Origin of the sequence: Capilliphycus salinus ALCB114379 (genome assembly GCF_047276495.1) — a bacterium.
Classification (GTDB): domain Bacteria; phylum Cyanobacteriota; class Cyanobacteriia; order Cyanobacteriales; family Microcoleaceae; genus Capilliphycus; species Capilliphycus salinus.
This window is the reverse complement of the sequence record NZ_CP178543.1, coordinates 3,568,150-3,593,261: the sequence shown is the minus strand read 5'-3', so window position 1 is coordinate 3,593,261 and position 25,112 is coordinate 3,568,150. Positions and strand designations below refer to the sequence as shown.

The following is a 25,112-nucleotide window of genomic DNA, read 5'->3' as shown; positions in this document are numbered from 1 at the left end:
TTTTTATCAAAAAAAATCTTTATAAAATTGTTGATAATACTTGTTAATAGTGCTAAGGTAATAACCATTCAATTGCGAGAAATTCTCAATCTCAAACAACGCCACGAGGAGTATAATTTCCATGAGTGATACGATAAATATAACGCCAGTAGCTGACGAGTTTAGCGATTTTTATTCATCTCAAAGTCTGGGTCAAATTTCTCTAGAGACTGGGGAGAATATTCCCAGTGGCTACGGTGGAATAGCTTTTTTGGATTCAGATACTTTGTTGGTTACGGGAGATCCCTTTACTCCCGAAGCAACTATTTATGAAGTAGATTTGTTGCGCGATCCAGTCACCAATAGTATTACAGGTTATGCAGGCCCAGCAACTTTTTTTGCTGAGGCACCCGGTATTGGTATCCTTAATTCCGATCCCGAAGCTGACGTGGGTGGACTCGATGGTGGTTTAGTTGTAGCTCCCAACGGCACTTTACTCTATTCTACCTGGCCTGATAACAGCATCGGTCAGATCCTACCCGGAAGTACCGCTCCCGATGAATTTATCGACCTGACGGCTTTGGGTGTTGACCCTCCATCTACAGGAGGTTTAACCATTGTTCCTGAGGGAATTTCTGGTGAGGGAAGGCTAAAGATTACATCTTTTGAGACCAGCAATTTCTATGATGCCCTGCTAATTCCTAATGATGATGGAACTTACGATATTACCCTCGAAGGAAGCGTTGACTTGACTCCTGCTGATGGTACTTTTACAGGCTTAGAAGGCATTGCTTATGTAGATGAAAGCTACCCGAATTTTACTGCCGACAGCGTGCTAGTTGTAGAATATTCAACCAGTAGCATTACTGCCTTTGAGGTTGATGAACTGGGAAATCCTATCCTAGAAACAGAAAGAACTTTCCTAGAAGATTTTCCCTCTGGTTCTGTATATGGACTCGCAGTCGATCCAGTCACAGGAGATTTACTATTTACTGTTGACGCTGGTAATTCTCTGAACAGTCAAATTGTATTGCTAACTGACGAAGCGCCGCCAACCGCAACTCCCGATAATGATCCTTTTGATGATGTCACCGAGTTAGATATTTCTGGTGGCGAGGCGACCGCTTCAGGTGCAGTTAGTACCAGTAATGATGTTTATGCTATCGATGCCAAAGCAGGGGAATTGCTCAGTATCGATATTGATGTTACCGAAATCCTACCTGGAATTGCCTACACCAGCGACGATACACAACTTTATCTCTACAACGAAGCAGGAGACGTTCTGGCTTTTTCTGAAGATAAGTCTGATAGTTTAGCTTCGAGAGTGTTGAACTATTTAGTTCCCGAAAATGGAACTTACTACGCAGCCGTTACTACTGCGGGCAATGAACCCATTCTAGAGCTAGGAGAAGTTAATCAGTTACTCGGTTTTGAAGAAACGGGTTTAGCAAATGTAGTCTATGACATCACTGCTTCGGCTACAGATGTACCAGATACCGCACGTCTGTTTGATATTGCCTTAGCCGTTGATCCTGATAATCCCGTTGGGGATGTTTTAATTGACGGCGATGAAATTTTGTTCCTCGACCTAAATGGAACGAGAAATACTGATACTACAGGAGTCTTGCCTATTGAAGTTAATGCAGAAGAAAATAGCCTGACATTTGGTGATGTTTTCAATTTTGTACTGGAATTCGAGGAGCCTTTTGCGTCTACAGATGTCGATGATATTGTTGATAGCTTTGAAACGTCTAATATTACAGCAATTGTACCTCCCGATCTCTTTATTGAGTCTATTGTCTTTGATGAAGCAGAAGTTCCCGATGGTAGCCCTATCGAAGTTATCGGTACTGATGACAGCGAAATCCTCGAAGGGAATGCAGGAGATGACCTCGTTGCTGGAGTCTTAGGAGATGATACCCTGTTCGGTAACGGTGGTGATGATGTCCTGCGAGGCGACCTCAACAGCCGTTCTCCTGGCGGTACGGTTGGCGGTGATGACGTTATTTCTGGCGGCGCTGGTAACGACCAAATTGGCGGTAAGGCGGGTAATGACCTCCTTAGCGGTGACGCTGGCGATGATGAAATTTGGGGTGATGCAGGTAATGACACTATTATGGGTGTTACCGGAAATGATACTCTCACGGGAGATGATTTCTCTGGCGGTAGCGGTTCAGACCTATTTGTATTTGGGAATGGGGATGGAACGGATACAATTACCGACTTTGATATTACTGAAGACCTGATCGGTTTGGTCGAAGGTGAACTCACTTTTGATGAAATTGCGATCGCATCTTCTGATATGGGCGCAACAATTAGTGTGATAGAAACGGGAGAAACTTTGGCAATTCTTCAAGGTATTGATTCTGATGAATTAACCCCCGAATTGTTCGCAGTTACGCCTGATGTTTCCTTCGGTTAATTAATCGTGAAAGTAGAGTAGAGATGTACCGAACGGGTATGTCTCTACATCAATAATCAAAAATCATTTTATTACCCAAAAAGGATGATTTCAACAGTCAGCTTCACCACCTCACCCCAATTTATCATCGAATCAGAAGAAACCGTTTCCTTACACAACTTTAGCCTGAATCCCGCACCAACCGCATCGGGAACAACTGTAATCGTTAGTAGCCCAGATTTATCGGAGTTTAATCTCAATAATATTCAAATCCAAGGCGGTGAACTCAATCTTAATAATCAGATTGTATCACAATTAGAAACCGCTTTAGCCGAAAAAGTTACCGAACAAATTCCCGGAGCAACAATAGCAATTACCACTCCTTTGGGAAACTGGTCTGAGGCGAGTGGAGTTGCCAATCTAGAAAATAATATTCCATTAACCACAAGCGATCGCTTTCAAATTGGTAGTATTACAAAGACTTTTACCGCAGCCACCGTCTTAAAGTTAGTCGAAGCCGAAATAGTAACTCTTGAAGATACGCTTACAGATTGGCTTCCATAAGAAGTAACAGCAAATCTTCCCAATTCCGATAAAATAACCATTCGACAATTACTCAATCATACCAGTGGTATTGCCGAATACGATGCAATTTTAATTCGGCAAGCCTTCAGCAACCCCGATATCTTTTTACAAGACTGGCAACCCGAACAAATCGTTGAATTCATCAAAGATTCAGAACCGTTCTTTGAACCCGGAGAATCTTGGCAATATTCCAATACTAACTATATTTTGGCAGGAATGGTGATTGAAGCTGCCACAGACAATAATATCGCGGCGGAAATGCGATCGCGTATTCTCGAACCCCTAAATTTAGAAAATACTTTTTTTGCAGAAGAAGAAAACATACCTGGCGGTTACGTTAGCGGTTATATAGATTTCGATCTAGATGGTACATTAGATAATATTTCTGTTGCGAATCTTTCTTGGTCATGGACGAGCGGCGCTATTATTTCTAATACGGAAGATTTGACTAAATTTATTCAAGCTTTACAGGGGGAAGAATTACTTTCTCCAGAAACTCGGGCTGAAATGTTTACCCTGGTAGATACCCAGCAGGGATATTCCTATGGTTTAGGAATAATGAGTTTTGAGACACCAGATTTGGGTACGGTTATCGGTCATCGCGGCGGAACTCTTGGCTTTAATTCTAATCTTTGGTATTCATCGGAAGATGATTTTACCTATGTCGATTTAGCCAACGGTCGTTCCAATGAACGCTTAGTCGAGAATATCATTCCCGCATTTACAGAAGGGATAATTCCTACCGTTGGTAATACTATTGCCTACGATGAGTTTAATTTTACCATCACCGAATCCGACGCTCAAATTCGTTTACCCGTTGCGAACGATGGAGAAATTGAAGGCGAAGAAACAGTAACTTTCACTGTGGAAGCTGGGGAAGGATACTCAGTCAATCCTAATGCTCAAACCCAAACATTTACCATTTTAGATTCATCCGACTTTTTCGGAACTGATGGGGATGATGAATTAGTCGGAACTGATACTAACGAATCAATTAAAGCTTTGGCGGGTGACGACCTCGTTGCCGGACTTTTGGGGAATGATACCGTCTTTGGTGGCGATGGGGATGATACTCTACGCGGCGACCTCAATAGCCGTTCTCCCGGCGGTTATAACGGGGGTGATGATGTTATTTCTGGTGGCGCTGGTAACGACCAAATTGGCGGTAAAGCGGGTAATGACCTCCTTAGCGGCGATGCTGGCGATGACGAAATATTCGGCGATGACGGTAACGATACTATTATGGGCGTCACGGGTAATGATACTCTCACGGGCGATGATTTCTCAGGCGGAAGTGGTTCCGATTTATTTGTCTTTGGTAATGGGGATGGAACCGATACAATTACCGACTTTGATATTACCGAAGACCTAATTGGTTTGGTTGAAGGCGAACTCACTTTTGAGGAACTTTCGATTACCGACGGCGATATGGGTGCGATGATTAGTGTGATAGAAACGGGAGAAACTTTGGCAGTTCTTCAAGGTGTTAACGCGGATGAATTAACCCCCGAATTGTTCACAGTTACGCCCGATGTTTCATTTGGTTAATTAATCGTGAAAGTAGAGAGGTATCGAACGGGTATTTCTCTACTTTCTGTATTATTTTGGCACTGAAGTGATAATTTAGCATAATAAGTACCGAAGAACCGTAACAGTATCATCTCCTTCTAGCATAAAAATACCTTCCGGAAAATCTGTCGCTTGCTGAGAGGTGATGAAAACATCTTCAGAACTAGCATCACCAATCAAACGTAATCCAGATGAGTCAGGTGTCAAAACCATAGTGCAGAGTTCCCCCGTATGAGAATGAATTATTGCTGTTCACTCTCCTCTATTTGCAACCGGGTGGAAGTTATGCAATTTAGCACTACGCGCTATGGTTAGGACAAAAGTATTATAATAAGTTTTTATTAAAAATAACCGACACCCACCGGTTCAACACCGTCGCACCCCTGCGGTTGGGAAAGCTTCCGAAACAGATAAATATAGCCTCTCCCGGTGCCATTCCCTCCGCGAGTTGAACCATCGGAGCCTGGTGGCATCCGAAGTGGAACAAACAGCGATCGCCCAACCATTCTACCAGGGGATGGAATTCCCAGAGGTACTGTTTGACGGGCCAGCGGTCGTCCTGACGGCGGGCTTCGACCATCGCCGCCATGATCTCCCGGGGGTTGTCGGTTAAACTCAGCAGGGTCTTTTCGTCGGGGCGAATTTCTTTGGGAAGGCGATCGTAGCGGGGTTTGAGTTCCTCGGGAAGTTGCAGTTCTATCGAGCGCTCGGTTTCGCTGACGTTGAGGTTGGGAAGCGGAAAATCAAAGGCGTTGAGGGCGGCGATCGCAAAGTCGAAGGTGGACGGAAACAGGCTCAACAGCGTCCCCGTGTCGGCTACTCAAACCCCATTAATCAGGGTCATAAATTATCCGGCACTACAAACAAAATTGATCATATTTTGGGTGGCGCGACTTTGAGGAGAATAGGTTCCGTAGCCGGACGCATACCAGCGATTTTCGTCGCAGTAAGCGACAGCTTGAATAACTTCCCCGCCAATTTGATAAGTAAATTCAATATAATTTCGATTCCGAAAAACCATAGAACGATTGTTCACGTAAACGGACTCTCCCGAGGAAGACTCACCCATATAAGCCCAAGGAGATTCTGCCAAAACGGGAGTTGCTGTTAATGCGGTGGCTGCGATCGCCGTCAGAAAATGCTTAACGTTCATCGTTGTTGTTCCTTTGATTCAAGTCAAAAATTGAGTCGGATTGAAATTAAACTTAGAGATTCCGAATTGTTTGAGTATTTCTATTTTCTCGGACTGATTAAACTATCAGAACTTAAAAAGCTTAAAATTCCGAATTAAAATACTTTTCCAATAAATCCGCCCCCTCCTCACCCATTTCTTCCAACTGCCGTCGAATTACCATCAATGCCATGCGGGTCGGTTGGGTGCGCCCGTTCTCCCAGTTATTAACGGTTTGAAAGACAACGCCCAACTGTTCTCCGAATTGTCTTTGGGACAACCCCAAACGCTGTCTTAGTGTGCGGATTAACGTTGGAATTTCGACGGTGGTGGCAACTGGCATGGCTTTATTTGTAATCTCTAAACCCACCATAAACCGAAAAATCTTAGATATCAATGTGGCAATTACGGAAATTTTCAGCTTTTTCTTAGTATCAAAACCCCCAACTTTCTCAGTAAAATTACCGAGATCTTTCCTGAAAAATCCCACAGATTCTAAACTAGACCCAATTCTCAAATCAAGAATTTTCGGATGATTTTAGCATAAACTATCAATAATCTTGGCAATTTTATCGGCTTACTGCGGGTTTAATTTTTCCGATAAAGCCCCCTCTTTTTTCAGTTATAGAGGGATAATCTAATGAATGACAAGGGTTAATTACCGCCCTCAATTTTCTCAAAACTTCAACAGTTTTCGCGCCTTTTGCGCTACAGTAGATGAAAGTGTCAACTTCCCCGGATTTTGTTATGCAGATTCTTTGGTTCCGCCGCGACCTACGATTAACGGATAATGATATTGTCGCACAAGCTGCCGCAACTGATGAAGAAATTCTCCCCTGCTTTATCATTGATCCTTGGTTTTACCAGCAACCCGATATCGGCGCGATGCGGGTTCAATTTTTATTCGAGTCGTTAGCCGGTTTGGATCGCTCTCTGAGAGACTTGGGAAGTCGGCTTTATCTATTTGAAGGAAATTCTGTTGAGGTGATTCAAACTTTGACGGGCGAACTCCTACAATTGGGCTATCATCCCCGACTTTTATTTAATCGTGACGTTCAAGTTGATTATGGCAGAAAACGCGATAACCAAGTGATTGAATTTTATCAACAGTTGGGTTTGAACTGTTATTTGGGTTTGAATAACTTTCTGCAAGTTGACGGGGAAAATCGGCAAGACTGGATGGACGAATATTATGCTGATTTGCGACAACCCCAACATCCGAAACCAACGAGAATTAACACTCCCGAAATCCCCCTAAATTTGACTCAACTAACCTTCGATGAACTTCGACAAAAATACAACTTCAATTCACAAAATAGCGTCTTATTTACCGGGGGAGAATTTGAGGCTCAAAAGACCCTGAATTCTTGGTTGAAAACCAGATACAACGGCTATCATTGGAAGCTATCGCGTCCCCAAATGGCAACCCTTGGGGGAACGTCTCATTTATCGGCTCATTTGGCGTTTGGTACACTATCAACCCGACAGGTTTATCAACAAACCAAAGCCAGGGCTAACGAATTGAAAGAGAATGCGAAAGCTCAATTTGCACTTAAATCTTTTCGCGATCGCTTGCGCTGGCGAGATAGTGCCACCCAACGATTATACTACTTCCCCGAACTGGCTTCTCAAAATTGTTACCCGGAGTTTGACGAATGGTATTCCGACGGGGAATTAGAAGGTGAAAAGTTGGAATATTTTCAAGCATGGAAACAAGGAGAAACGGGTTTTCCGCTAGTAGATGCCAGTATGAGACAACTCCAATCAATGGGATGGATGAACTTTAGAATGAGGGCGATGTGCGCCAATTTTCTGACGGTGATTTGTGGGGTATCCTGGCATGATGGGGCGCGACATTATATGAATTATTTGGTGGATGGAGATATTGCAATTAATCACTGGCAGTGGCAAGCCCAAGCCGGAGTAACCAATCCCCTATCTTCGACTTTTCGGATTTACAACCCGACTAAAAATTTAACCGAAAAAGACCCCAAATTTGAGTTTGTGCGAGATTGGATACCCCAGTTGAGAGACTGCACCGACGAGCAAATTTTATCGGGGAAAATGGGGGAATTGAGCGGTTATACTGAACCGATGTTGGATTGGTATGAGATGCGAAAGATTAATGGTAAAGTGGTGTCGGAATTACGCAAACAAGTTAAAAAACGTCTGGAAAAAGAACAAGGGATAGAGTACGAACGGGCAATGGGATTGAGCGAAGCAATTGGCAAATATTGGGGCGCTCAAGAACAGCGATATCAACAGTATAAACAAGTTGCTGAGTAATTCAAAATGGCGAATGGCGTTTCTCAGTCTTACCACGAGCTATCATCTCGGCAGAAATCGAACATAACATGATCAGCACCGATCCTAACTATGCAAATTTAACCCTTTCTGCGATTGGCTCCGCCAGTGCGCTCCGCGCAATCGCCGCGACCATTACTGATAACGATACCTCCGATCTGTCCGAACCTATTCCCACACCAACCCCAGAACCGTCAGAACCTTCACCCGAACCAACCCCAGAACCCACACCTACACCCGAACCGTCAGAACCTTCACCCGAACCGACCTCAGAACCAACACCAACACCCATCCCGGAAGACGATACAACAGTCTACGATCCGACGGCTTTAATTTCTCCTATTATCATTGCGACTCGACCCTCATTGGTTGTACCCGACCCCAGTATTGCTGTAGACGAACCCACACCGGAAGCCGATGTCATCATCATCTCCACAACAGATCCCCTGCTAACTTTGGAAGGCGATGATATTGTCGGGGGAAGTTCAGGCGATGACTGGGTAAACGGAAACACGGGTAATGACCAACTTTCGGGTCGTGACGGAAATGACAGTCTTTATGGGGGTCACAACGATTATGAACACGAATTTCCCCTATTTGAAGCCCTCAGTTATGGATTTATTAGCGTAGAATCCGATATCTGGCTTTATCCCCACGATAACGGTAATTTGGGGGTTGCTCACGATCCGGTTGAAGATCCGGCAACTTTACCGACTCTAGAAGAACTCTATTTAGACCCCCTACAAGAGTTAAAAGAGGAGTTCGATAACGGGGGTGTTTATGCAGATGGTACGCCTCTAAATCTCTTGATTGATATTAAAAGCGAGGGACTTCCGACCTATCAAAGACTCCATGAAGTTTTAAGCGAGTATCAAGAAGAATCTCCGGGATTATTTACCACCTATACTCGAGCCGGAGATGGGGAATTACACCGTTACTCCCGGTGCTGTTACTGCGATTATCTCCGGCGATCGCCCCCGCGAATTTATGGAAAGTCAGGATGTGCGCTATGCGGGTTACGATGGGCGCAAAGATGACATTGGAACGGATATTTCTCCGGGCTTTACGCCTTTAATTAGCGATAATTGGAATAATTTCTTTACCGAAGATTTAGCCTGGGATGGTACGGGTACAATTCCCGAAGATACCGAAGCCGAATTAAATCGCATTTTTCAAAGGTGACATCGCCCAAAAACTCAATATCGGTAACAGTTTGGCGGGTATTGGGCGGAACTTCGGGAATTACCACATCCGCATACACCAAACGGTGATCGGAACTTACAACCGGAAAACCGTCCCCAACCAAATAAAATAGCGGATCGTCGCTTGCCGGCCAAAATACCCCGGTATCCGTGATTTCCAAGTTGTCAGAAGGGAGAACATAATCAACCCAAAGATTGCCCACAAACTCATCGTTAAAATCTCCGGTATCTCGGGCGGGATCTCCCAAATGATTCAAGTTTTCGCCACCCTTTTTTGGGATAAATAGCAACCCAATTTCACACCAAATTTATGGGAATTTATGGTTATATCATGTCCGACCAATCAATAATTATTCTGTAGGGGCGGGTTCAGTCAAGATCTTGATTACTACTCCGATATTTACATAAACCCGCCCCGCCCCATAACACGCATTAATCAACCGGACATCCTATTAAACCCAACCCACACAATTTCCCAAAAAAGCTAAGAGACGTTCGCGGAGAACGCCTCTACAAACAAGGGAGATTAATTAAATTGAGAGGAAGTTGGACTCGGAAAGTTCGGTAACGTCTAACACCGTTGCCAGGGTTTCATCACCGAAAATGATGGAAGTATTTCCATTTTCCGAAGTTAAATTGAGGTCGGCAAAAGCCAAACCATCAACCAAACTAATAAAGTCTTTTCCGACTTCAAAATCAACGATAGTATCGGTGCCTTCACCCACAGCTAATACAAAGGTATCAACACCTTCACCACCCGAGAAATCATCACCCGTTAAGGTATCATTTCCCAAACCTCCGCGAATGAGGTCATCGCCATCGTCACCGAAGATCTCATCATCGCCATCCGAACCGTAAAGTTCGTCATCTCCGGTTTTACCGCCAATTTGGTCATTACCCAAACCGCCATTAATGGTGTCGTCGCCGCCATCGATGTTAACTTGGGGGTCGCGGCTATCAAGATCTCCCCGCAGGGTATCATCGCCATCTCCCCCGAAGATGTCGTCATCGCCGAGAAGACCCGCAATGGTTTCACTATCAGCCGAACCCGTCAGAACATCGTCGGCGTCAGTCGGTTCAACTTCGGCGACAGGAACACCCAAACGGGGATCGAGGTCAAGGGGTTCATCGAGTTCGAGTTGGATGATTTCATTGTTGTCGATATCTGGACCCCGACCGACTGAGAAAGGATAGTTATTGTCGTTGGCGACGAGAATCGTATTTTCATCGAGAACTAACACATCTTCAATGGTAACAAACGGGAAAGTAAAGGTCGTTTCGCCATCATTATTGAGGTCGTCGGGGTCGGCAATATTCAACAGATCGACGAGTTCTTGTTTCTCAACAAAATTGTTTTCATCGACTTGAGAAATATCGATCTTGAAAATCTTCTTGAATTCCGCAGATTCTCCCTGATTATTATCCCGTTCAATGACTAGAAATTCGGTGTCGTTGATGGGGGTAAAATCGCCGATCGCATAACTCGGATCTTCAGTCGGATAAAAACCGACCAAACCTTGAAATTATCCGGTTTCCGCATCCGCTTGATAGATCCGTCGGGCATTTTCGGGATCGCCAACAACCGCCCCTTCTAACAGGGGATATAATGTGGTTAAATCGGGACTGTAAGCCATGCCTTCATAACCGCGAGAACCGGGCAAATTGGGCGGTTCAATTAGCTGATCGATCACAATTCGTCCGACAACCGGATTATCAATAAAGAAGCCATCAACGCCAATTTCAGTGAGTTGACGAACTTCATCTTCTAAGGTTTGGGGCGTACCGTCCGGGTTTAACGTTAAGTAGTTTTCTTCGATCCGCAACGTGTAGGGATGAACCTGCATTCCCGCATCGTGCGCCCAGTCTACTAACGGGATAATTTCCCCGGTTAATTGGGAGGTAATTTGAGCGTTACCGTCGCCATTTCCATCGACGGGTTCATCAATTCTTTCGCGCAAAATGAAGCTGTTTTTCCAGGGTCCCAAACCTTCCGCGTAAGCCGAACCGATATAATCAATAACTTCAGGATTTGCCAACTCGCCGTAATCGGTTGCTGCGGAAAATTATATGGGGAAATCGGCATAAACTTCGGGATTTGCCTCGGGGCTTTCTGAGGTAAAGTTGTAGACAACATCGTAGGGGAAAGAAAAGCTTCCCGCCGATTCGGTAAAGTCGCCCAAAAGCTGAACTAACGGAATATCAATTCCCGCTTCCGGTAAGAATTCCTCTTCCAGTTCGATGAGGTTTTCAATCTCAAAAGACTGAATAAAAATCCGATCCGGATCGGTAAATTCGTTTTCAACTAAGGTATCGACCAGAATCTCGGAGGTGTCAATATCGATGGGCGTTCCATCGAGGAAAGTTCCCTCTTTTTCAAAGAACGTCGGGTGCTTGGTTTCGGGATAAATGCCAATTTCCTCCCCGGTTTCCGCTTCAACTCGTTTTACCAAGTCGATCACTTCCGACAGCGTAGGAATCTCAAATTGATCGTTAAATTCGCTATTTTGGGGGCGAATACCGGGAATGGGTTCTCGCGCTTTTAACTCCTTAATTTCCGCCAAAGTAAAATCTTCGGAGAACCAACCGCCATAGAGATCGCCATCAATTTCTTTGACCGTTAAGCGATCGGCAAATTGTTCTAAATCCGCGACGTTTGTGGTTTCCGAAGTGACAATCGGATCGCCATTTTCATCAAAAACAATGTTACCATTTTCATCGAGTTCAACGGTTGCTAACGCATTTTCGTGACGGGCAATTAACACGCCGTCTTTGGTCGGAACCAAGTCCGGTTCGATAAAGTCCGCACCCTGCGCGATCGCCCGTTCGTAGGCTTCCAAGGTGTGTTCGGGACGTTCTCCGCTTGCGCCCCGGTGGGCGATAACTAAAGGCGGTTCGCCCGATAAACTATTAAATTGTAAATCGGGATTTTGCGGCGATCGCACTTCTTCGGCTACAATTTGATCGCGCACCCGGTCGATAGTTAGGGGGAAGTCGCCAATTAACCCGTCGGCGCCCAACTGAATTAAATCTTCGGCTTCTTCTGCGGGGGTTTGAACCGAACCGTCGGGATCGAGGGTTAAATAGCGTTCTTCATCCCGCAGCGTGTAAACGTTAACGAATAATCCCGCATCGTGGGCGAGTTCAATTAACGGAAAAACTTCCCCGGTTAACTGGCTGCGAATTTCCGCCTCTCCGTCGCCATCCCCATCAACGGGTTCTTCGAGTCCTTCCCGCAGGAGAATGGTATTTTTCCAGGGGTTAACCGCTTCGGCGTAAGTTGCCATAAACTCATAAAATTCCGGCAATTCCAACAAATCGCCATATCCGGTATCGGCACCCAAATCAATGATATCAACCAAATCCCCATAAACTTCGCGGGCGTCTTCTTCGGTAAAATCGGAGTTGCTGAAATTGGCGACAACATCGTAGGGGAAAGAGAACCCCGGACTGGAATCTTCCGTTGCGGCGCCGGTGATTGGTTCGGCAATACGATCACTGACGGGATTATCATGGGAGCCATACCGACGATCTGGCTTATTCCCAAATTTCACGGTCGGATTGAGCGCTATTTGGGCTTTCCTCCCCGAGGGAAACCTCGGCACCGCAATCGAAATCAATCCTTTGCATAGGTTATTCAATTGAGACACTAATTCCCCAGGTTTGATACAAGTTGATCCAGATCACTATGATGTGGACTATGTGATCAATCCCGGGATGAAGGGCAATATACATAAATCTTCACGCGATCGCTCCGTTGAACAGTGGCAAAAGTTGTATCATACGCTCAAAGATCATGCAATTGTGGAGTTGGTCAAACCCCAAAATCGACAAACCTAACAACCAACGAACATCGTTTATATTTTACGAGGTTACTCTACTATATAAACGTCATCGATTAAATCACAGCTATGACCTAACGACAACGCACCAAACCGATCTATTGTTTCGGGATGGGCGATCGCGTTTCTTAATCTCTCCTCCAAGTTATTTGGATCTTCTTTTGAATCGATAATAACTTCAAACTCTACTCCACACAAAATTTCTTGATAATCTAGAGATTTATTGGTGGGATGATTGAGTTGATTTTTTACTTTAAAACGAAAGATTTTCCGAATGACTTTGGCTTTTTGGGGGGCGGATGTTAAGTTTATCTTGAGTTTTGAACTCCGGTGTTTTTCTGGATCGGTTTCTCCGATAAAAGAGAGTAGACAGCCATACACTGTAGATTCTGGAGGTTCTGAATAGGTTGAAAAATATTCGCGAGATTCTGGAGGGGTAAACGTTGCAAAAGGTGCGGAAATTTTGAGTTTTAACATGGTTTTTGCAGCGATAGTAATTAACGATTGTTTCTAAGTAAGTAAACAACTCCTAACAGGAGTAAGAAGTTTAACAGATCCGCCTTGTCTGCGGATACATCAAGGCCTACAATGTGAACAACTCCTAACAGGAGTAAGAAGTTTAACAGCCACCCGATGCGCCGAAACGTCGAGTCCTATAATGTGAACAACTCCTAACAGGAGTAAGAAGTTTAACAGCCACCCGATGCGCCGAAACGTCGAGTCCTATAATGTGAACAACTCCTAACAGGAGTAAGAAGTTTAACAGCTATACTATAATTAGGATAAACACAGGGAACTTTTAGTGAACAACTCCTAACAGGAGTAAGAAGTTTAACAGGGCGCAGTCCAAAACCCTTGTCCAGCGAGGATGACGAACCACAGTTTCAAGGATCGGGTTCTTAATAGCTGAAAATCTTAAATTTTCAAGGTACAGTGACTTTTTGGATAAACCCCACCCCAATCTTACCAGTTATTACAGCAGTTTTCAAGTATGTTCAAAGAACTCACAAAACCCAGAAAAATTGTACCGCAAGGGTTAAGCCAACTTTTGTTCGTAGTGGTCAACAGACAAAGACAGATCCCTGCAAATTTGATTTAATAGAGCTTGTGACCCCATGCGAACGGAGGGGTAAACGTGGCAACCCAACCCTTCTAACTCCCTGGCTTCTTCGGTAAACGCATAACCGCCAAAAATCCACAGTTCAGAAGCGGGAATATCTTCACATTTTACCCGTCGCACCACAGCAGGCGCAGACAAATTATCATCGCGATCGCATTCAAAAGTCAGAAGAATTTGCGAAGCCGGAAAATGACTCCACCGTAAGATTAAAGATTCGGGAGAAAAATCGTAAAGAAAACGCCCGTGATTTCCACCAACATTATGCAATTTTAGCAGTCCCGCCAACACATCTATTAACCGTTCGGGAACCACCAACCGTTCCGGCGTTATCGAGAATCCGTACTGAAACCGAGTTGAAATACACTCCGTTGAATACAGACTGTTACTGTTACCTTCCTTCGGAAAAGAAGAAGAATTAAAAGTATAGGTAATCTTGGTTGCATCTTCCAAAGAAACCGCACGGCTAACATCCAAAGCGCCCCGACGTTTCTCGGCGGAATTTTCACCTTTTTTCCGCTTTCCAGCTTCGGCTTTCATAAACCCACAAACATCATCATCAATATACTTTTGAGGGTCAAAATCCCGCTCTTCCGCGTAGACAGAAACTAAATTTTCCTCGTCCCAAACTCGATGGTTTTCCAACCCCTCACAAAGCCAAAATTGACGAAGTGCAAAACGAATCGCTTCCGCACTAACCGTAACATGAGGTTTACCTTTCCAAAAGATTTTAGGCAAATCCGATCTATTGCCTTGTCCTTCTCCTCGGTTATTAGAAGCAATTCCCAAATTGGTAATTAAATTACCGTGTAAATGAAACGTCATATTCATCTCCTACTAATCTAAATCTAAATCGGACAATTCAAGTTCATCATCGCTATCAGTCTCCTCAAAGGAGTCGAGGGTCAAGAAATCTTCAGTTTCAGAATCTTGACGACGATAACGCCAGATCCCCTTTTCATCTTGCCCAACAGAATAGCCATTCTTTTTTAAAATTTCCCGGGCTTTCTCTTGAGAAAGAGGGTAAGAATAGGCAATCAGGGTAAGCACCGTTAAACTCCGAATTCGTTCCCAATTTTCCAGCAAATAACTGTGGAATTCGGTCAAATCTATCCCAACCCAAAACGGATTATAACGGGTTTTACTTGTACGTTTATCGTAAAAGCAGTTATTATCTCCTAACACATTAAACAGCCATTCGGCAAACTGTTCTCCGGTTCGGCAATTTTTAAGCGGCAGAATAAAATCACCTCGAACCGACTGATAGTTTACACTGCGCTCTCCCTTTACTTTTCTTTCCGCTTGTTTACACTTTTCGTGGTAGGCAATTCCCAAACCATAAACCCACAAGCGCTCGTAGTCCGTGCAAAGTTTATCCACCAATTTAGCAACTCCTTCTCTTTCAAAATTTAATGTTTTTAGAACCCTTTCCCGATCCGCTTTATCGAGAAAAAGTAAGCTTTCAATTCCCCAGTAAAACGGTTGACCCCCCGCCAAATTATCAAAGCACAAAGCCCGTCCAACTTGTCCGCTAACAAAATACTTTTCCTCCGGTTTTTTTGCCTTAGTATTTTCAATTTTAACAGAATGCCAAATCGATTCAAGTTTGTACTCGTAAATACGGTAACGCTTAATTGCTTCCACTTCTGGATTACCGGGTATTAACTCAAATGAAGTCACCGCTTGTAAAGCTTTTAAACGTTTTTCTGGAATTGTAGCCGAGAGAATAGTAACCGGAATTTGGGGAAATAGCTTCAAAAAGATTAGAAGCGAGCCAAAAAGTTCGGGAGAATAGCTACCTGCTTCATCAAAAACATGATGACCGCAGAGCAAACCAGGATATCCATATAATCCTTTACGAAAATTTTGCAGCAATCCTAAAGTTGTGTGTGCCGTACAGTAGGTAACTTTACAAACCCACAATTGCAGCGCTTCTACTTGAGTTGAAAGGGGAAGAATATCATCATCTTCATCATCTTCAGCTAATCTTGAAAACCCCCTTAAGTTTTCATCGACCCAAACCCGCGAGTGAGCTAGATAAGCAGATTCTACTTTATTAAAAACATAATCTAAATATCCTTGTGTAGTGGTCGCAGTTGTGGGATAATTGAAAAACAACTTTCGTTCTATCCCCCGTTCTGCCAGTCCTAAATGACGAGCATAACCCGCACCCGATTTACCTCCCCCACAGCCTGATGTAATCACAACAACATTAAAGTTTGAATCCCTCGCCTGTCTCTGAAATTCATATAAATTATCCAGACTTCCTCGAACAGATTCTAGAAGAATAGTGAGGGCTTCCTCTTTTGATAAAACCGTCTCAAGAGCTTCAGATATCCATCTTTCTAAACTTCTACCTTGTCTTTGATCAGTTAAGAGAGCAGACCCCGCCAAATCAGCAGCCATAACCAGAGATTTTAGGCTGGCGGTTAATAAATCTGAATCGGCTTTTTGGAGGAAATTAAAGACAGTTTTTGGCAATTTGTCCGCACAATCTTTACTGATTGAAGTTGGTAGCTTTGGCAATTCAGGAGAAAGTCCGAAATACTGCACGCCCAATTCTAGAGTTTTTTTAAACTCGGGATGATTTGTATTCAGCTTGATCGGCTCCTGACCCAAATAGGTAAGATTCTTGTAGTTGATTCGTCGGTGATCAGCCAAAACCGCTATTAAAACTGTTTTTTTGAGTTGGGGATACTTTGACCACAACCACAATCCAATGGGTTGACTTGCAATCAATAAAAAGCTACAAACTTCATGTTTAATGGTTCGCTTTTTTTGAGAAACTTTGATATTAAACTCGTTTTTATTCTCTTTTGAACTAATACACCAAAGGTAATTTTGAAAATCGGACAAAACTTTACCAAGGTCGTGTAAGTATCCCGCCAGCGAAACCGCCTCCAGAATTTCTAAGTCTGTCTGTTTTAGAACTTCCGATAGGATCGAAGCCGGTTTCTTGAATTGATTGGCAGATAGTAAAACGGCTCTAGAGTGTCCGTGTAATTGTTGAAATTCTAAGTCTTCGGAATTGTATTTTTGCGTGAGCGGCTTTGCTAATAGTATTGACTCTCCTATTTAGAAATTTAATCAACACCAGCCCATTGTATTTTTTGATTGTCGATCAAGATTTCGGAAATATCCGCTATAAATTTGGTAAGATGAACTGACCATAGTTGTTAAAAAGCCCGGTAATCCTTCAGCTTTTCAAGCTCAAAAATTACTCAAACCAACCGCAGCCCCACTTTTTTTTAGCCCCCAACCCCAACTGTTGAAGTAGTAAAGAATCAGAGTCAGACAACCCGACAACCTGCACCGCAAAACCTTTTATGCTAACCGGAGAATTTTTAGTGATGTGAACAACGTTATCAACAGGTTTCCCTTTTTTTCGGGGAAGTCGAATCTCACCTTTCAGATATCCCAACGGTCAACTCAGTAATTTCACGGAGAACGATGAACTTTTTGATGGGGATAAACTTTGAAAAATTGCGTAATTTCCACGTAGATTTTTCAGGCTGTCCGGGTTTATATTAAAAACAAGGATGAAAAACAACCATCCGGGTTGCCACCAACGGTTCGCTTAAACTTTAAAAAATATAAGTAGTTTTTAATCGAAACTCATGCTCTCTCCTTCTGAACATTAGTTCTTGTCCGCCAACCCTAGCCCCACCGGTTTAGGGTTTTTTTTATGAGTCGTTGCAGTTGAAAACATCCGAGCCGGAGTAGGACTTGCGCCCAAGACGTTCTGCAGAGCGTTCGGGTCGGATCGCTTCAGAGTCCTGCGGGAATTGCAAGAAGGCGATCGCAAGCGATGTTATGGGGAAGGGTTCAGAGTCCCAACGTTATGCGTAATTAGAGATTATCGAGACTGTTGAGAAATTGTATTTTTGAGGTGTTGAATCCGGTCTTCGATGGCTTGATAAAGTTCATCCACTTTTTGGGTTGAAGCTCCCCGCTCCCGTTTCATTTGGTATGAAATTCTGTTCAGCCTTTTGGCAGCTTCCAAGGCTTTAATTGCTTTTTCCGGGGGTAAAACAATCTCTTTAGACATCGGTTATCTCTTCGATTTGTTCCAGTTCTGCGATTATAGCACTCAACAACCTTCTGGCTTCCGGGGTATCGGGGGAGTTTTCCAACCGGGGGAATTCTTCATTGATAATATCCAAGACGGCCTCTCTTAGGATTTGACCATCAACCGAAGCGATTATCATTAATCTGTCGAGGAGTCGAATTCCCCTCGCTTTTGCCGATGAAACTGAGGCTTGAAAATCGGATTCGGACATCAAACACCCATTTGAAATAATCAATTGTCGCTTTCATTGTATAGCACTTCGCGAGTCGTATACTTACAAAGTAGAATAGGGTAAAGCCAAGAAAAAGAAGTAGTAGATTCTATGGCGATACGCCTGACGGCACGCTTCGCGAACGCATGAGCGTGAAGATCTGCGAGTCCGTGCTATCGACTTGCTCAAAGGTCGTAACTTTGTAGGGTTTTTCCACATAATTTTTCCAGGCATTTTTTATTTGCGGTTTGGATAGAGCCAGGGGTAAAAGAGCCGAGTTAAATTGGGCATAAGAAAATAAGTCAATGCCAGAACGGTTAATCCGGTGGCGAACAATGACAGCAGAAAAGCGGGTAAGTAAGCCGCCAAAGGAGCCAATAAACGGCCTATAATAGTCGTTACAATCAAAACACCCAACCAAGTCACCAATGCCATTTTATAGCGGGGTGGTGGAGGTTGAAGGGGTCGATGGGGTAGGTCAAACCAAGCTTCGAGTCCGGTCAGTACCTCAATCCGTTCGGGTTCTCGAGAACGATGATTTCTGCCGAGGTTGACTCGGTTAACATCCCCGCAATTTCAACGGCAGAACTGGTCTTTCCCGCCCCCGAATTTCCGGTGATGAGGATTCCGGTTGCCTCCTCTACCAAATAGCGTTTGAGGTCAACCGTTCCCCGCCTTGAAAAGGCGGGGCTTGCGGTTGACTCGCTTCCCGAGTCAAATTTGACGGGTTCGGAGGATGTTTCCTGGGGCAACGCCTGCCGAATGGTTTTCCCCTCCAAATAGCTGTTGATATGAAATCCGGTTAATTAGTTATCGCAAATGGTTCTATTCTAGGCCACCAATGAAAGCAGGTTAACCTCTTGATGAATTCTGGCTGTTTCATTAAGACTTTCAACCGCTCAAGCAGAACCTCTTCTAACTGTTCTATATAGCAAGTCGCGAGTCGTCTATTTACAGATCCCCATTCTAAAAAACTGCTCAAAGCCTTGCACTATAAGCATTTCTCTCTTCTAGAGAACGAGTGGGCAAAACTCTATAAAAAGCCTCGAATTGGCATCGGAAATATTAGTCTTCCCAACGGAGGGCCAATGCCGCCCCATAGTTCTCATCAGCATGGACTTGATGTTGATTTGGCTCCCGTTGCTAATACTGAAGAAGAAATTCCGCTCACTTGGTATGATAGTAAATATTCTCGCGATCGCACTCAACAATAAATATTAGGATTAAGATTGGGAGTATTTTCCAACCGAGAGTTGAATTGGGATTCAACGGTTATTTCAAATTTTTCCCGAGTCATTGAATTCAAATCCGTAATTTGCAGGTGATTGTATTTCAGTGAATTATTAAAGAGGGCGAAATTCCAACGGGCTTGGAGGTATTGAATTTGTACTTGAAGCTCAACCTAAATCAGTCCCCGGACTGAGTAGCTTCCTGGCTATTATCGCTGCATTCGGTCTTGGTACAACTTTGAAGAAAAAAGCTGCATCTTCTTACAGCAAATAATCCGTTCAGATTTTTTCACCTGAATTTAGAATTTTATAGCACCCTCAACTCTTGGCGCGAACTTTCACTTGAACTTTCAACTGTTTTTGCTGCTCAACTGAAGAATTACTCCAATTCTAAGGAGCCGTAGAAAAAACAGCTTTTTGTCACTATCAAATGACTGCTCAAAGTGAAGCAACAGTTGTAATCTAACCAATTCTCAGGTTTTAATCGAAACTGGTCACAATAGAAAAGCTTCTTCAAGGTAAATCAGCTTTTCGGTACCATCGTCCAACCGCAGGGTCACAACTTGGTCGGTTTCCGTTATGTGCAGGACAACTCCAGTCTTTATCTGACCCCAGACGTTTTTGAACCCAACGCGCGAGCCTGCTCGAATTTCCCGGTGTTCCGCTTGAGTTGAACTTGAAGATTCCGTAGAAGGTTGAGAACTTGCTTCCCCATCTCTTGAAGTAGCCTCCACTTCCCGAAGTGAACTTTCAGGTGAGGTTGCCGAATTAGAACCTGCGGTGGAGGAGTTAGAGAGGGATAGAGAAGTTCTATCACTATCCTCGGGTGTTGTCTCCGGTTCATCTGCTGAACTAGGACGCTCGGGAGATTTGGTAGAGGATTGTGGAGGTTGAGGGGAGGTTTGAGAGAGGGTAAAGGTAGGGATAGAGGATTCTCTACCTTCTACAGTTGGCTCCCCACCGGGGTTTGAATCGTTCGGTAGAGAATTTGGAGGAGGTAGAGGATTTTCCCCACCTTCCGTTGAAGTTGATGTTTCAGGATTGTTTGCCGGGTTTGAACTAGAGGCGGTGCAATTTGGGAAGGCTGGCATTTTGGATTTCTCTAACCCCTCTACTTTCTCTACCGTCGATGGGGATTGTTGAACCGATGGGGGTTGTGGGGGAATTAGAGGCTCTCCACCCGTCTCTACTTTCTCTCCCTTTCCTCCCAACAGCAATTGAAACTTCCGCCCGACCCCGGAACCCACGATTTTCCCGTAACCCAGTTTGACTAAATCATCAAAATAAGAGCGGATGGCATCGAGGGAAGTTTTGGCTTTTTTAAAAGGCCAAATGAGGTTTTTGATTTTACCAGCAGATAAAGGTTGCTTGACCCGTTCGGAGGCTTCGAGGATTTTTTTTAGATGGGAAGCCAAGTTATCAGTCGAGTTATCGGCGTAGAGGTTAATGGCTTCGTTGAGGAGGAAGTATCCCAAATGGGTGGCTTTGAGCAACGTTTTGGAACTGACTTCCAAATTCTCAACCTTGCCATTGGAATGAACCTGTTCGGTAATGTGAATGAGGGCGGCGAGCCGACCAATTTTTCCGCTGAGTTTACCCCACTGCGTCGCAATACTTTGAGTGGGGGCTGAGGCCGCTTGACGTTCGCATTTGTTGTAAATTTTTACGAATAGGTTTTCAGCCCGTTTATCCAGCTTTAAATGAAGTTTGGGGAGGCTCGCAATTTTTTTGTAGTGGTCTACCAGTAATGGGGTGAGGTCAATTTTTGGCCCCCGTTGGTTGGGGTCTTCGGGAATCAAACAGGGTTGGGTGGGCTGGTTGATAATATTGAGTCTGGCCCAGTAGCCGTTCGGGTCGTTATCGCCGTTGAGAAATTCTTCGACGACTCCCGGCTGGATGGCACCTTGAACTGAGATTAGCACCTCATTAAAATCCCCGGCAAATCCCTCGGCGATGGCTTCGCGCTTTCCACTCCCGTCATAGTAGGAGAGCAAATCTTCGGTGAGTCCGGCGTTGTATTTTTTGGAACGGTTGCGGAAGTCGGAGGCAAATTCATCATAGAGGATGACCAGTCCGTGATTCTGTTGCTTTTGCAGAAGGTTTCGCAGTCCGGCTTGGGTGGCGGAGTTAATAAAGTAAATTCGGCGGGTCGGTTCGATAGGGGGAGGTTCGCCGTTTTTTTGACCGTTCTTTTCCCATTCGGCGAGTTCGAGTTTGTATTCGGCTAGTTCTTCTTTATATTGTTCGTCAGCTTGCTTTTGAAGAATTCCCAGGGGTTTGGTCGCGATGATTTTCTGCCCCGGCGTTTTCCGTTGGGAGGGTTCGGCGCAGACGGTGAAGTAAACCCCCATCGGCTGGTCGAAGTCGGTGTAGCCGCAAAGGTCAATCTTGGAACCGACTGGCAACAGGCCCGAACAAGCTGAGAGAAACTGCATCAGTCCGATTTCCGGGCGCAAACAAAGCCGTTGATAAATCTCCTTGATTTTGATGAGGTTGCCAGGTAAGTAATCCTCTAACTCCAAGGTAGCCCGGCGACTTTCCAATAGAAAATTTAATTCCTCGGCAATATCAACTAGGTTTTCCGCTTTCTCGGTTTGGGTCGAAAGTTTCTGGTACAGTCGCCAAACTTGAGAATCAGTGCGGTTGAATTTTTGAGCAATGGTTTGAATTTCTAAGTCCAGTTGGGCTTCGGTTAGATTTTGAGTGAGGAGTTCGCCAACGGCTTGTTCGTAATCTTCTTTATTGAACAGGGCGTTTAGTCCCGCCACAACTTCTGATTTTGCCGACATTTTAGTTTGGGGTTCAAAATTATGCTTCGGTTTCGATTGAATAGAGTTGAGAATTTCCTCGGCGGTGAGGTTGGGGTAGTCGCGAATCCAGTCCACAAAGTCCAGTCCCTCTTTATCGGGCAATCTCGACCACTGGAACGAATCGGGAAAGGCATATAACCAACCCGCCACGTTCAAAACCTCGCCCATCATTTCCATGTGAAGGCATCCGGGTTTGTCGCAGTCTGGTGCTAAAATAATGTGCGCTTCGACCAAATCTGCCAATGCGGGCTGGATAGTAAGAAAACCTTCATCATTGCGTTCTACCCAACTGGCTAAATCTTCTCGTCTCTTAACAACCGTTTTCCCAGTGCCGCCAATAATGGTTGTTGCGGGGATTCCCTTTTCCCAAAAAGCATCGACGGTTGATTCCCCTTCGGCTAAAACAATTTGCTGACCGTTGGCGATCGCCGATTTTACCTCTTGATATCGATACAGGGGAATATCGGAGGTTTTGACCGGGCCGTATCCCGTTACCCAGTTCTGACCATCCCAATGCTGCTGAAAAATCTGCTTTTTCCCTTGGCCATCATCAATCCTAACGACCCGAATTAAGGGATTGCCCTGACGGTCAGGATAGTTAAAATAGCTGGTCTTTTTTTCTCGGGGGGATTTCTTCGTTCGCGTGCTTTGAGAATCGGCGGTGAGGATATCTTTGATTTTCTGGGTGTCCCCGCAGTTCCAACAGTTGTATTTTCCGGTCTTGGAATTGATGGACAAGTTGTGGCCATTGCAGGCGGGACAGATGTATTTCCCCTTTTCTTTAGCCGGGGTGAGCTTGTCCAGGTAATCGTTGATATTGAATCGGGAGTTGGAGGTAAACATTAAAGGATACCTCCAATCAAAGAATTTTCTTGAGTTTTGGCTTCAATTAAATTGGCTGCAACGCTCTGGGTGTAAGGGTCGGAAGCGTTGACCGGGGTGTTGATGGAATATTCTACTGATGTGGACTGCTTCTCGGCAGCATGACTATGTGTTATGATTTTCATTGAATTATTTTTTTAAGTATTGATTGAATATTTGACCTGGCCTCTTGCGGGTAAAACTTCTGGACAAAGTTTTGCAATGGGCGGGTCGAATTTTTTTTCAACCAATACTTATTTAGCTAAAGGACAAGGTGCTGCATTAGCCTAGCCAATACTCGCCTAGACAATGACTCCACAATCAGACCCCCTTAGAGGGAAATAAAATGCTGGAGAAATTAATAACTTAACGGGTATTTGGTTTGGGGAATTGCAATTAACAGATAATAATACACCACGCCCGGATCGATCAAGGCGCTTTTCTTGGCCCGACTGCCCCTTTTCCCTACAGAACAAGCATTTACAGGACTCAATAAAAGTTTATATCTATGGGGATTAGGGGTCACACCCTCCAAGCGATAGAAGAATAATATTGAGAAGCTTTTTCGGTTCTTCGGTACTTGTTATGCTAAATTGTTGCCTAAATGCCAAAATAATAATGCTATGATCTTAAAATTGTCGAAATTTCGCGCATCCGAATCCACAGCGTTTTAAGACTTTCAATCGATTGTTAATTCCTTCCACGATAGCGTTAGTTGTTTTCTTTTCAAACCGGACCTACAATTTCGACAAACCATTTTTTGAGGGTGCGGACAAACTTTGGAAATAACGGTTGAGCCTTGATCACCAATTATATCAACTTTAGAGTTCCTTCTCCTAAATTTTTACTCTCGTCAAATATCGTTGTAAACTCTTCTTTAAGAGCGTGCATTACTGCCTGTTTTGCTGAAGCTTGTTTAACAATATTAAGTCTTTCTTTTTGATTTTCTTTTAAACTTTTTTCCCGTTTCAATAAAATGTACTTACTGCCTTTCAAATTGGTAAATAGTTTTTCCCTCGCTTTGGCTTTCAGAGACTCAGCACTTTTTTTTTGCTCAATTCTTTCTTGATTCAATTCTTGATGTAATAGCTTAGTTACGTGAAACCTGTCCACAGTTATTACAGCTTGTGGACAAAGCTTTTCTATAACAGTTTTGTACATCTTATACAGATCTATACTTACTCGGGATTCGATCCCATTTTTTTGAGAAAATTCACCCGTTTTTAAGTAGAATTTTAGCGGGTTTTGATGTTAGATAGCACGAACTGAAACCGGGATAAAATCTGAAGACGGGAGCGGGATAACTCTTTCTTATCTTTGCTTAATTATTCTATGATTTAGTCTATAAGTCAAACGGAAAATGTGCGTTCAAACCTTTGTTAAGTTTTGAGTTGTTTTGTAGTCAGTTAGCCATGATTTTTAGAGTTTATACTAAAAGAAAAAACTAAAAATACTGTATAAAGTTGTAGAAAACATTTATAATAAGAGAAGTGCATTTCAGGATGGATTTTTGAATAAATTGATGTAGAAAGTAACATTTAATTAGAGTGAGAAAGAGCGGATTGATTCCCTCAATTTTATCATCCTCATCATCATCTACTGAAACTTGGGGTCAAACAAATTCCTCAAAAGATTTAGCCAATATTAAAAAAAGAAAAGACTATTGAGTGTTAGATGTCTAAACAAAAATTAGAGCGGCTCAACGGAGGTAACGAACAATGGCAATAAATAGAAGCTACCCAAACAAAACAGATGTGCGATCGCC

At 43.9% G+C, this 25,112-nt stretch carries 24 protein-coding genes and 2 pseudogenes; 7 read left to right on the top strand and 19 right to left on the bottom strand.

Going from position 1 to position 25,112, the window contains the following annotated elements; all coding sequences use genetic code 11:
• The first annotated feature begins 121 nt into the window (after positions 1-121).
• The 3 genes and pseudogenes from ACL6C3_RS15005 (at position 122) to ACL6C3_RS14995 (ending at position 4,513) form a co-directional block, all read left to right on the top strand.
• Positions 122-2,401, top strand: a complete 2,280-nt coding sequence (locus tag ACL6C3_RS15005; RefSeq protein WP_413168020.1) for a calcium-binding protein — start codon at positions 122-124, stop codon at positions 2,399-2,401.
• 84 nt (positions 2,402-2,485) lie between these two features.
• Positions 2,486-3,595: pseudogene (locus tag ACL6C3_RS15000) on the top strand (serine hydrolase domain-containing protein); the annotation flags it as partial.
• Positions 3,596-3,829: 234 nt separating this feature from the next.
• Complete coding sequence (locus ACL6C3_RS14995) at positions 3,830-4,513, top strand: calcium-binding protein (RefSeq protein WP_413168338.1); 684 nt, start codon at positions 3,830-3,832, stop codon at positions 4,511-4,513.
• Positions 4,514-4,859: 346 nt separating this feature from the next.
• Here ACL6C3_RS14995 and ACL6C3_RS14990 read toward each other — a convergent pair whose 3' ends face one another.
• The 3 genes from ACL6C3_RS14990 to ACL6C3_RS14980 form a co-directional block, all read right to left on the bottom strand.
• The gene (locus ACL6C3_RS14990) at positions 4,860-5,333 is read right to left on the bottom strand and encodes a hypothetical protein (protein ID WP_413168019.1); all 474 of its coding nucleotides are present in this window, start codon (positions 5,331-5,333) and stop codon (positions 4,860-4,862) included.
• Between the two features lie 48 nt (positions 5,334-5,381).
• A complete protein-coding gene (locus ACL6C3_RS14985; protein ID WP_413168018.1) occupies positions 5,382-5,687 on the bottom strand; it encodes a hypothetical protein in 306 nt (101 codons plus the stop codon).
• 121 nt (positions 5,688-5,808) lie between these two features.
• Entirely contained in the window at positions 5,809-6,048 is a 240-nt protein-coding gene (locus tag ACL6C3_RS14980; protein ID WP_413168017.1) for a helix-turn-helix domain-containing protein, read from the bottom strand.
• Positions 6,049-6,452: 404 nt separating this feature from the next.
• Between ACL6C3_RS14980 and ACL6C3_RS14975 the strand changes: the two genes are divergently transcribed.
• Positions 6,453-7,991, top strand: a complete 1,539-nt coding sequence (locus tag ACL6C3_RS14975) for an FAD-binding domain-containing protein (RefSeq protein WP_413168016.1) — start codon at positions 6,453-6,455, stop codon at positions 7,989-7,991.
• Positions 7,992-8,059: 68 nt separating this feature from the next.
• Entirely contained in the window at positions 8,060-9,046 is a 987-nt protein-coding gene (locus tag ACL6C3_RS14970) for a hypothetical protein (protein ID WP_413168015.1), read from the top strand.
• Between the two features lie 62 nt (positions 9,047-9,108).
• Here the strand turns inward: ACL6C3_RS14970 and ACL6C3_RS14965 are convergent, their stop codons facing one another.
• From ACL6C3_RS14965 to ACL6C3_RS14950, 4 genes and pseudogenes are all read right to left on the bottom strand, one after another.
• Positions 9,109-9,468: a hypothetical protein gene (locus tag ACL6C3_RS14965; RefSeq protein ID WP_413168014.1), complete on the bottom strand. Its 360-nt coding sequence runs from the start codon at positions 9,466-9,468 to the stop codon at positions 9,109-9,111.
• A 273-nt stretch (positions 9,469-9,741) separates the two neighbouring features.
• The gene (locus ACL6C3_RS14960; RefSeq protein ID WP_413168337.1) at positions 9,742-10,452 is read right to left on the bottom strand and encodes a calcium-binding protein; all 711 of its coding nucleotides are present in this window, start codon (positions 10,450-10,452) and stop codon (positions 9,742-9,744) included.
• Positions 10,453-10,461: 9 nt separating this feature from the next.
• Positions 10,462-11,055 (bottom strand): annotated as a pseudogene (locus ACL6C3_RS14955) (esterase-like activity of phytase family protein); the annotation flags it as partial.
• 219 nt (positions 11,056-11,274) lie between these two features.
• Positions 11,275-12,762 carry a glycerophosphodiester phosphodiesterase family protein gene (locus ACL6C3_RS14950; protein WP_413168013.1) on the bottom strand — a complete coding sequence of 496 codons (1,488 nt, stop codon included), beginning with the start codon at positions 12,760-12,762 and terminating at the stop codon, positions 11,275-11,277.
• Between the two features lie 163 nt (positions 12,763-12,925).
• Between ACL6C3_RS14950 and ACL6C3_RS14945 the strand changes: the two genes are divergently transcribed.
• The gene (locus ACL6C3_RS14945) at positions 12,926-13,048 is read left to right on the top strand and encodes a hypothetical protein (protein WP_413168465.1); all 123 of its coding nucleotides are present in this window, start codon (positions 12,926-12,928) and stop codon (positions 13,046-13,048) included.
• 32 nt (positions 13,049-13,080) lie between these two features.
• Here ACL6C3_RS14945 and cas5 read toward each other — a convergent pair whose 3' ends face one another.
• The 8 genes from cas5 to ACL6C3_RS14905 all read right to left on the bottom strand — a co-directional run bounded on the left by cas5 (position 13,081) and on the right by ACL6C3_RS14905 (position 19,199).
• Positions 13,081-13,527 carry a CRISPR-associated protein Cas5 gene (gene cas5, locus ACL6C3_RS14940; RefSeq protein ID WP_413168012.1) on the bottom strand — a complete coding sequence of 149 codons (447 nt, stop codon included), beginning with the start codon at positions 13,525-13,527 and terminating at the stop codon, positions 13,081-13,083.
• A 559-nt stretch (positions 13,528-14,086) separates the two neighbouring features.
• Complete coding sequence (gene cas7i / locus ACL6C3_RS14935) at positions 14,087-14,992, bottom strand: type I-B CRISPR-associated protein Cas7/Cst2/DevR (RefSeq protein ID WP_413168011.1); 906 nt, start codon at positions 14,990-14,992, stop codon at positions 14,087-14,089.
• A 12-nt stretch (positions 14,993-15,004) separates the two neighbouring features.
• Positions 15,005-17,110, bottom strand: a complete 2,106-nt coding sequence (locus tag ACL6C3_RS14930; RefSeq protein ID WP_413168336.1) for a CRISPR-associated endonuclease Cas3'' — start codon at positions 17,108-17,110, stop codon at positions 15,005-15,007.
• Positions 17,111-17,384: 274 nt separating this feature from the next.
• Complete coding sequence (locus tag ACL6C3_RS14925) at positions 17,385-17,588, bottom strand: type I-MYXAN CRISPR-associated protein Cas6/Cmx6 (RefSeq protein WP_413168010.1); 204 nt, start codon at positions 17,586-17,588, stop codon at positions 17,385-17,387.
• 435 nt (positions 17,589-18,023) lie between these two features.
• Positions 18,024-18,215 carry a hypothetical protein gene (locus ACL6C3_RS14920; RefSeq protein WP_413168009.1) on the bottom strand — a complete coding sequence of 64 codons (192 nt, stop codon included), beginning with the start codon at positions 18,213-18,215 and terminating at the stop codon, positions 18,024-18,026.
• A complete protein-coding gene (locus ACL6C3_RS14915) occupies positions 18,208-18,447 on the bottom strand; it encodes a hypothetical protein (protein ID WP_413168008.1) in 240 nt (79 codons plus the stop codon). Before ACL6C3_RS14915 ends, ACL6C3_RS14920 begins: the two co-directional genes overlap by 8 nt.
• Before the next feature lie 237 nt (positions 18,448-18,684).
• Positions 18,685-18,882 carry a hypothetical protein gene (locus ACL6C3_RS14910; RefSeq protein WP_413168007.1) on the bottom strand — a complete coding sequence of 66 codons (198 nt, stop codon included), beginning with the start codon at positions 18,880-18,882 and terminating at the stop codon, positions 18,685-18,687.
• A gap of 65 nt (positions 18,883-18,947) precedes the next feature.
• A complete protein-coding gene (locus tag ACL6C3_RS14905; RefSeq protein ID WP_413168005.1) occupies positions 18,948-19,199 on the bottom strand; it encodes a hypothetical protein in 252 nt (83 codons plus the stop codon).
• A 234-nt stretch (positions 19,200-19,433) separates the two neighbouring features.
• On the opposite strand from ACL6C3_RS14905, the gene ACL6C3_RS14900 reads away from it, so the two are divergent.
• A complete protein-coding gene (locus tag ACL6C3_RS14900) occupies positions 19,434-19,661 on the top strand; it encodes a penicillin-insensitive murein endopeptidase (RefSeq protein WP_413168003.1) in 228 nt (75 codons plus the stop codon).
• Between the two features lie 509 nt (positions 19,662-20,170).
• On the opposite strand, the gene ACL6C3_RS14895 is transcribed toward ACL6C3_RS14900, so the two are convergent.
• The 4 genes from ACL6C3_RS14895 to ACL6C3_RS14880 form a co-directional block, all read right to left on the bottom strand.
• A complete protein-coding gene (locus tag ACL6C3_RS14895) occupies positions 20,171-23,329 on the bottom strand; it encodes a DUF3987 domain-containing protein (protein WP_413168001.1) in 3,159 nt (1,052 codons plus the stop codon).
• Positions 23,329-23,493 carry a hypothetical protein gene (locus ACL6C3_RS14890; RefSeq protein ID WP_413167999.1) on the bottom strand — a complete coding sequence of 55 codons (165 nt, stop codon included), beginning with the start codon at positions 23,491-23,493 and terminating at the stop codon, positions 23,329-23,331. The genes ACL6C3_RS14895 and ACL6C3_RS14890 overlap by 1 nt, the downstream gene beginning before the upstream one ends.
• A 483-nt stretch (positions 23,494-23,976) precedes the next feature.
• Complete coding sequence (locus tag ACL6C3_RS14885) at positions 23,977-24,051, bottom strand: hypothetical protein (protein ID WP_413168335.1); 75 nt, start codon at positions 24,049-24,051, stop codon at positions 23,977-23,979.
• Positions 24,052-24,157: 106 nt separating this feature from the next.
• Positions 24,158-24,523 carry an ISL3 family transposase gene (locus tag ACL6C3_RS14880; protein ID WP_413168333.1) on the bottom strand — a complete coding sequence of 122 codons (366 nt, stop codon included), beginning with the start codon at positions 24,521-24,523 and terminating at the stop codon, positions 24,158-24,160.
• Positions 24,524-25,112 lie beyond the last annotated feature (589 nt).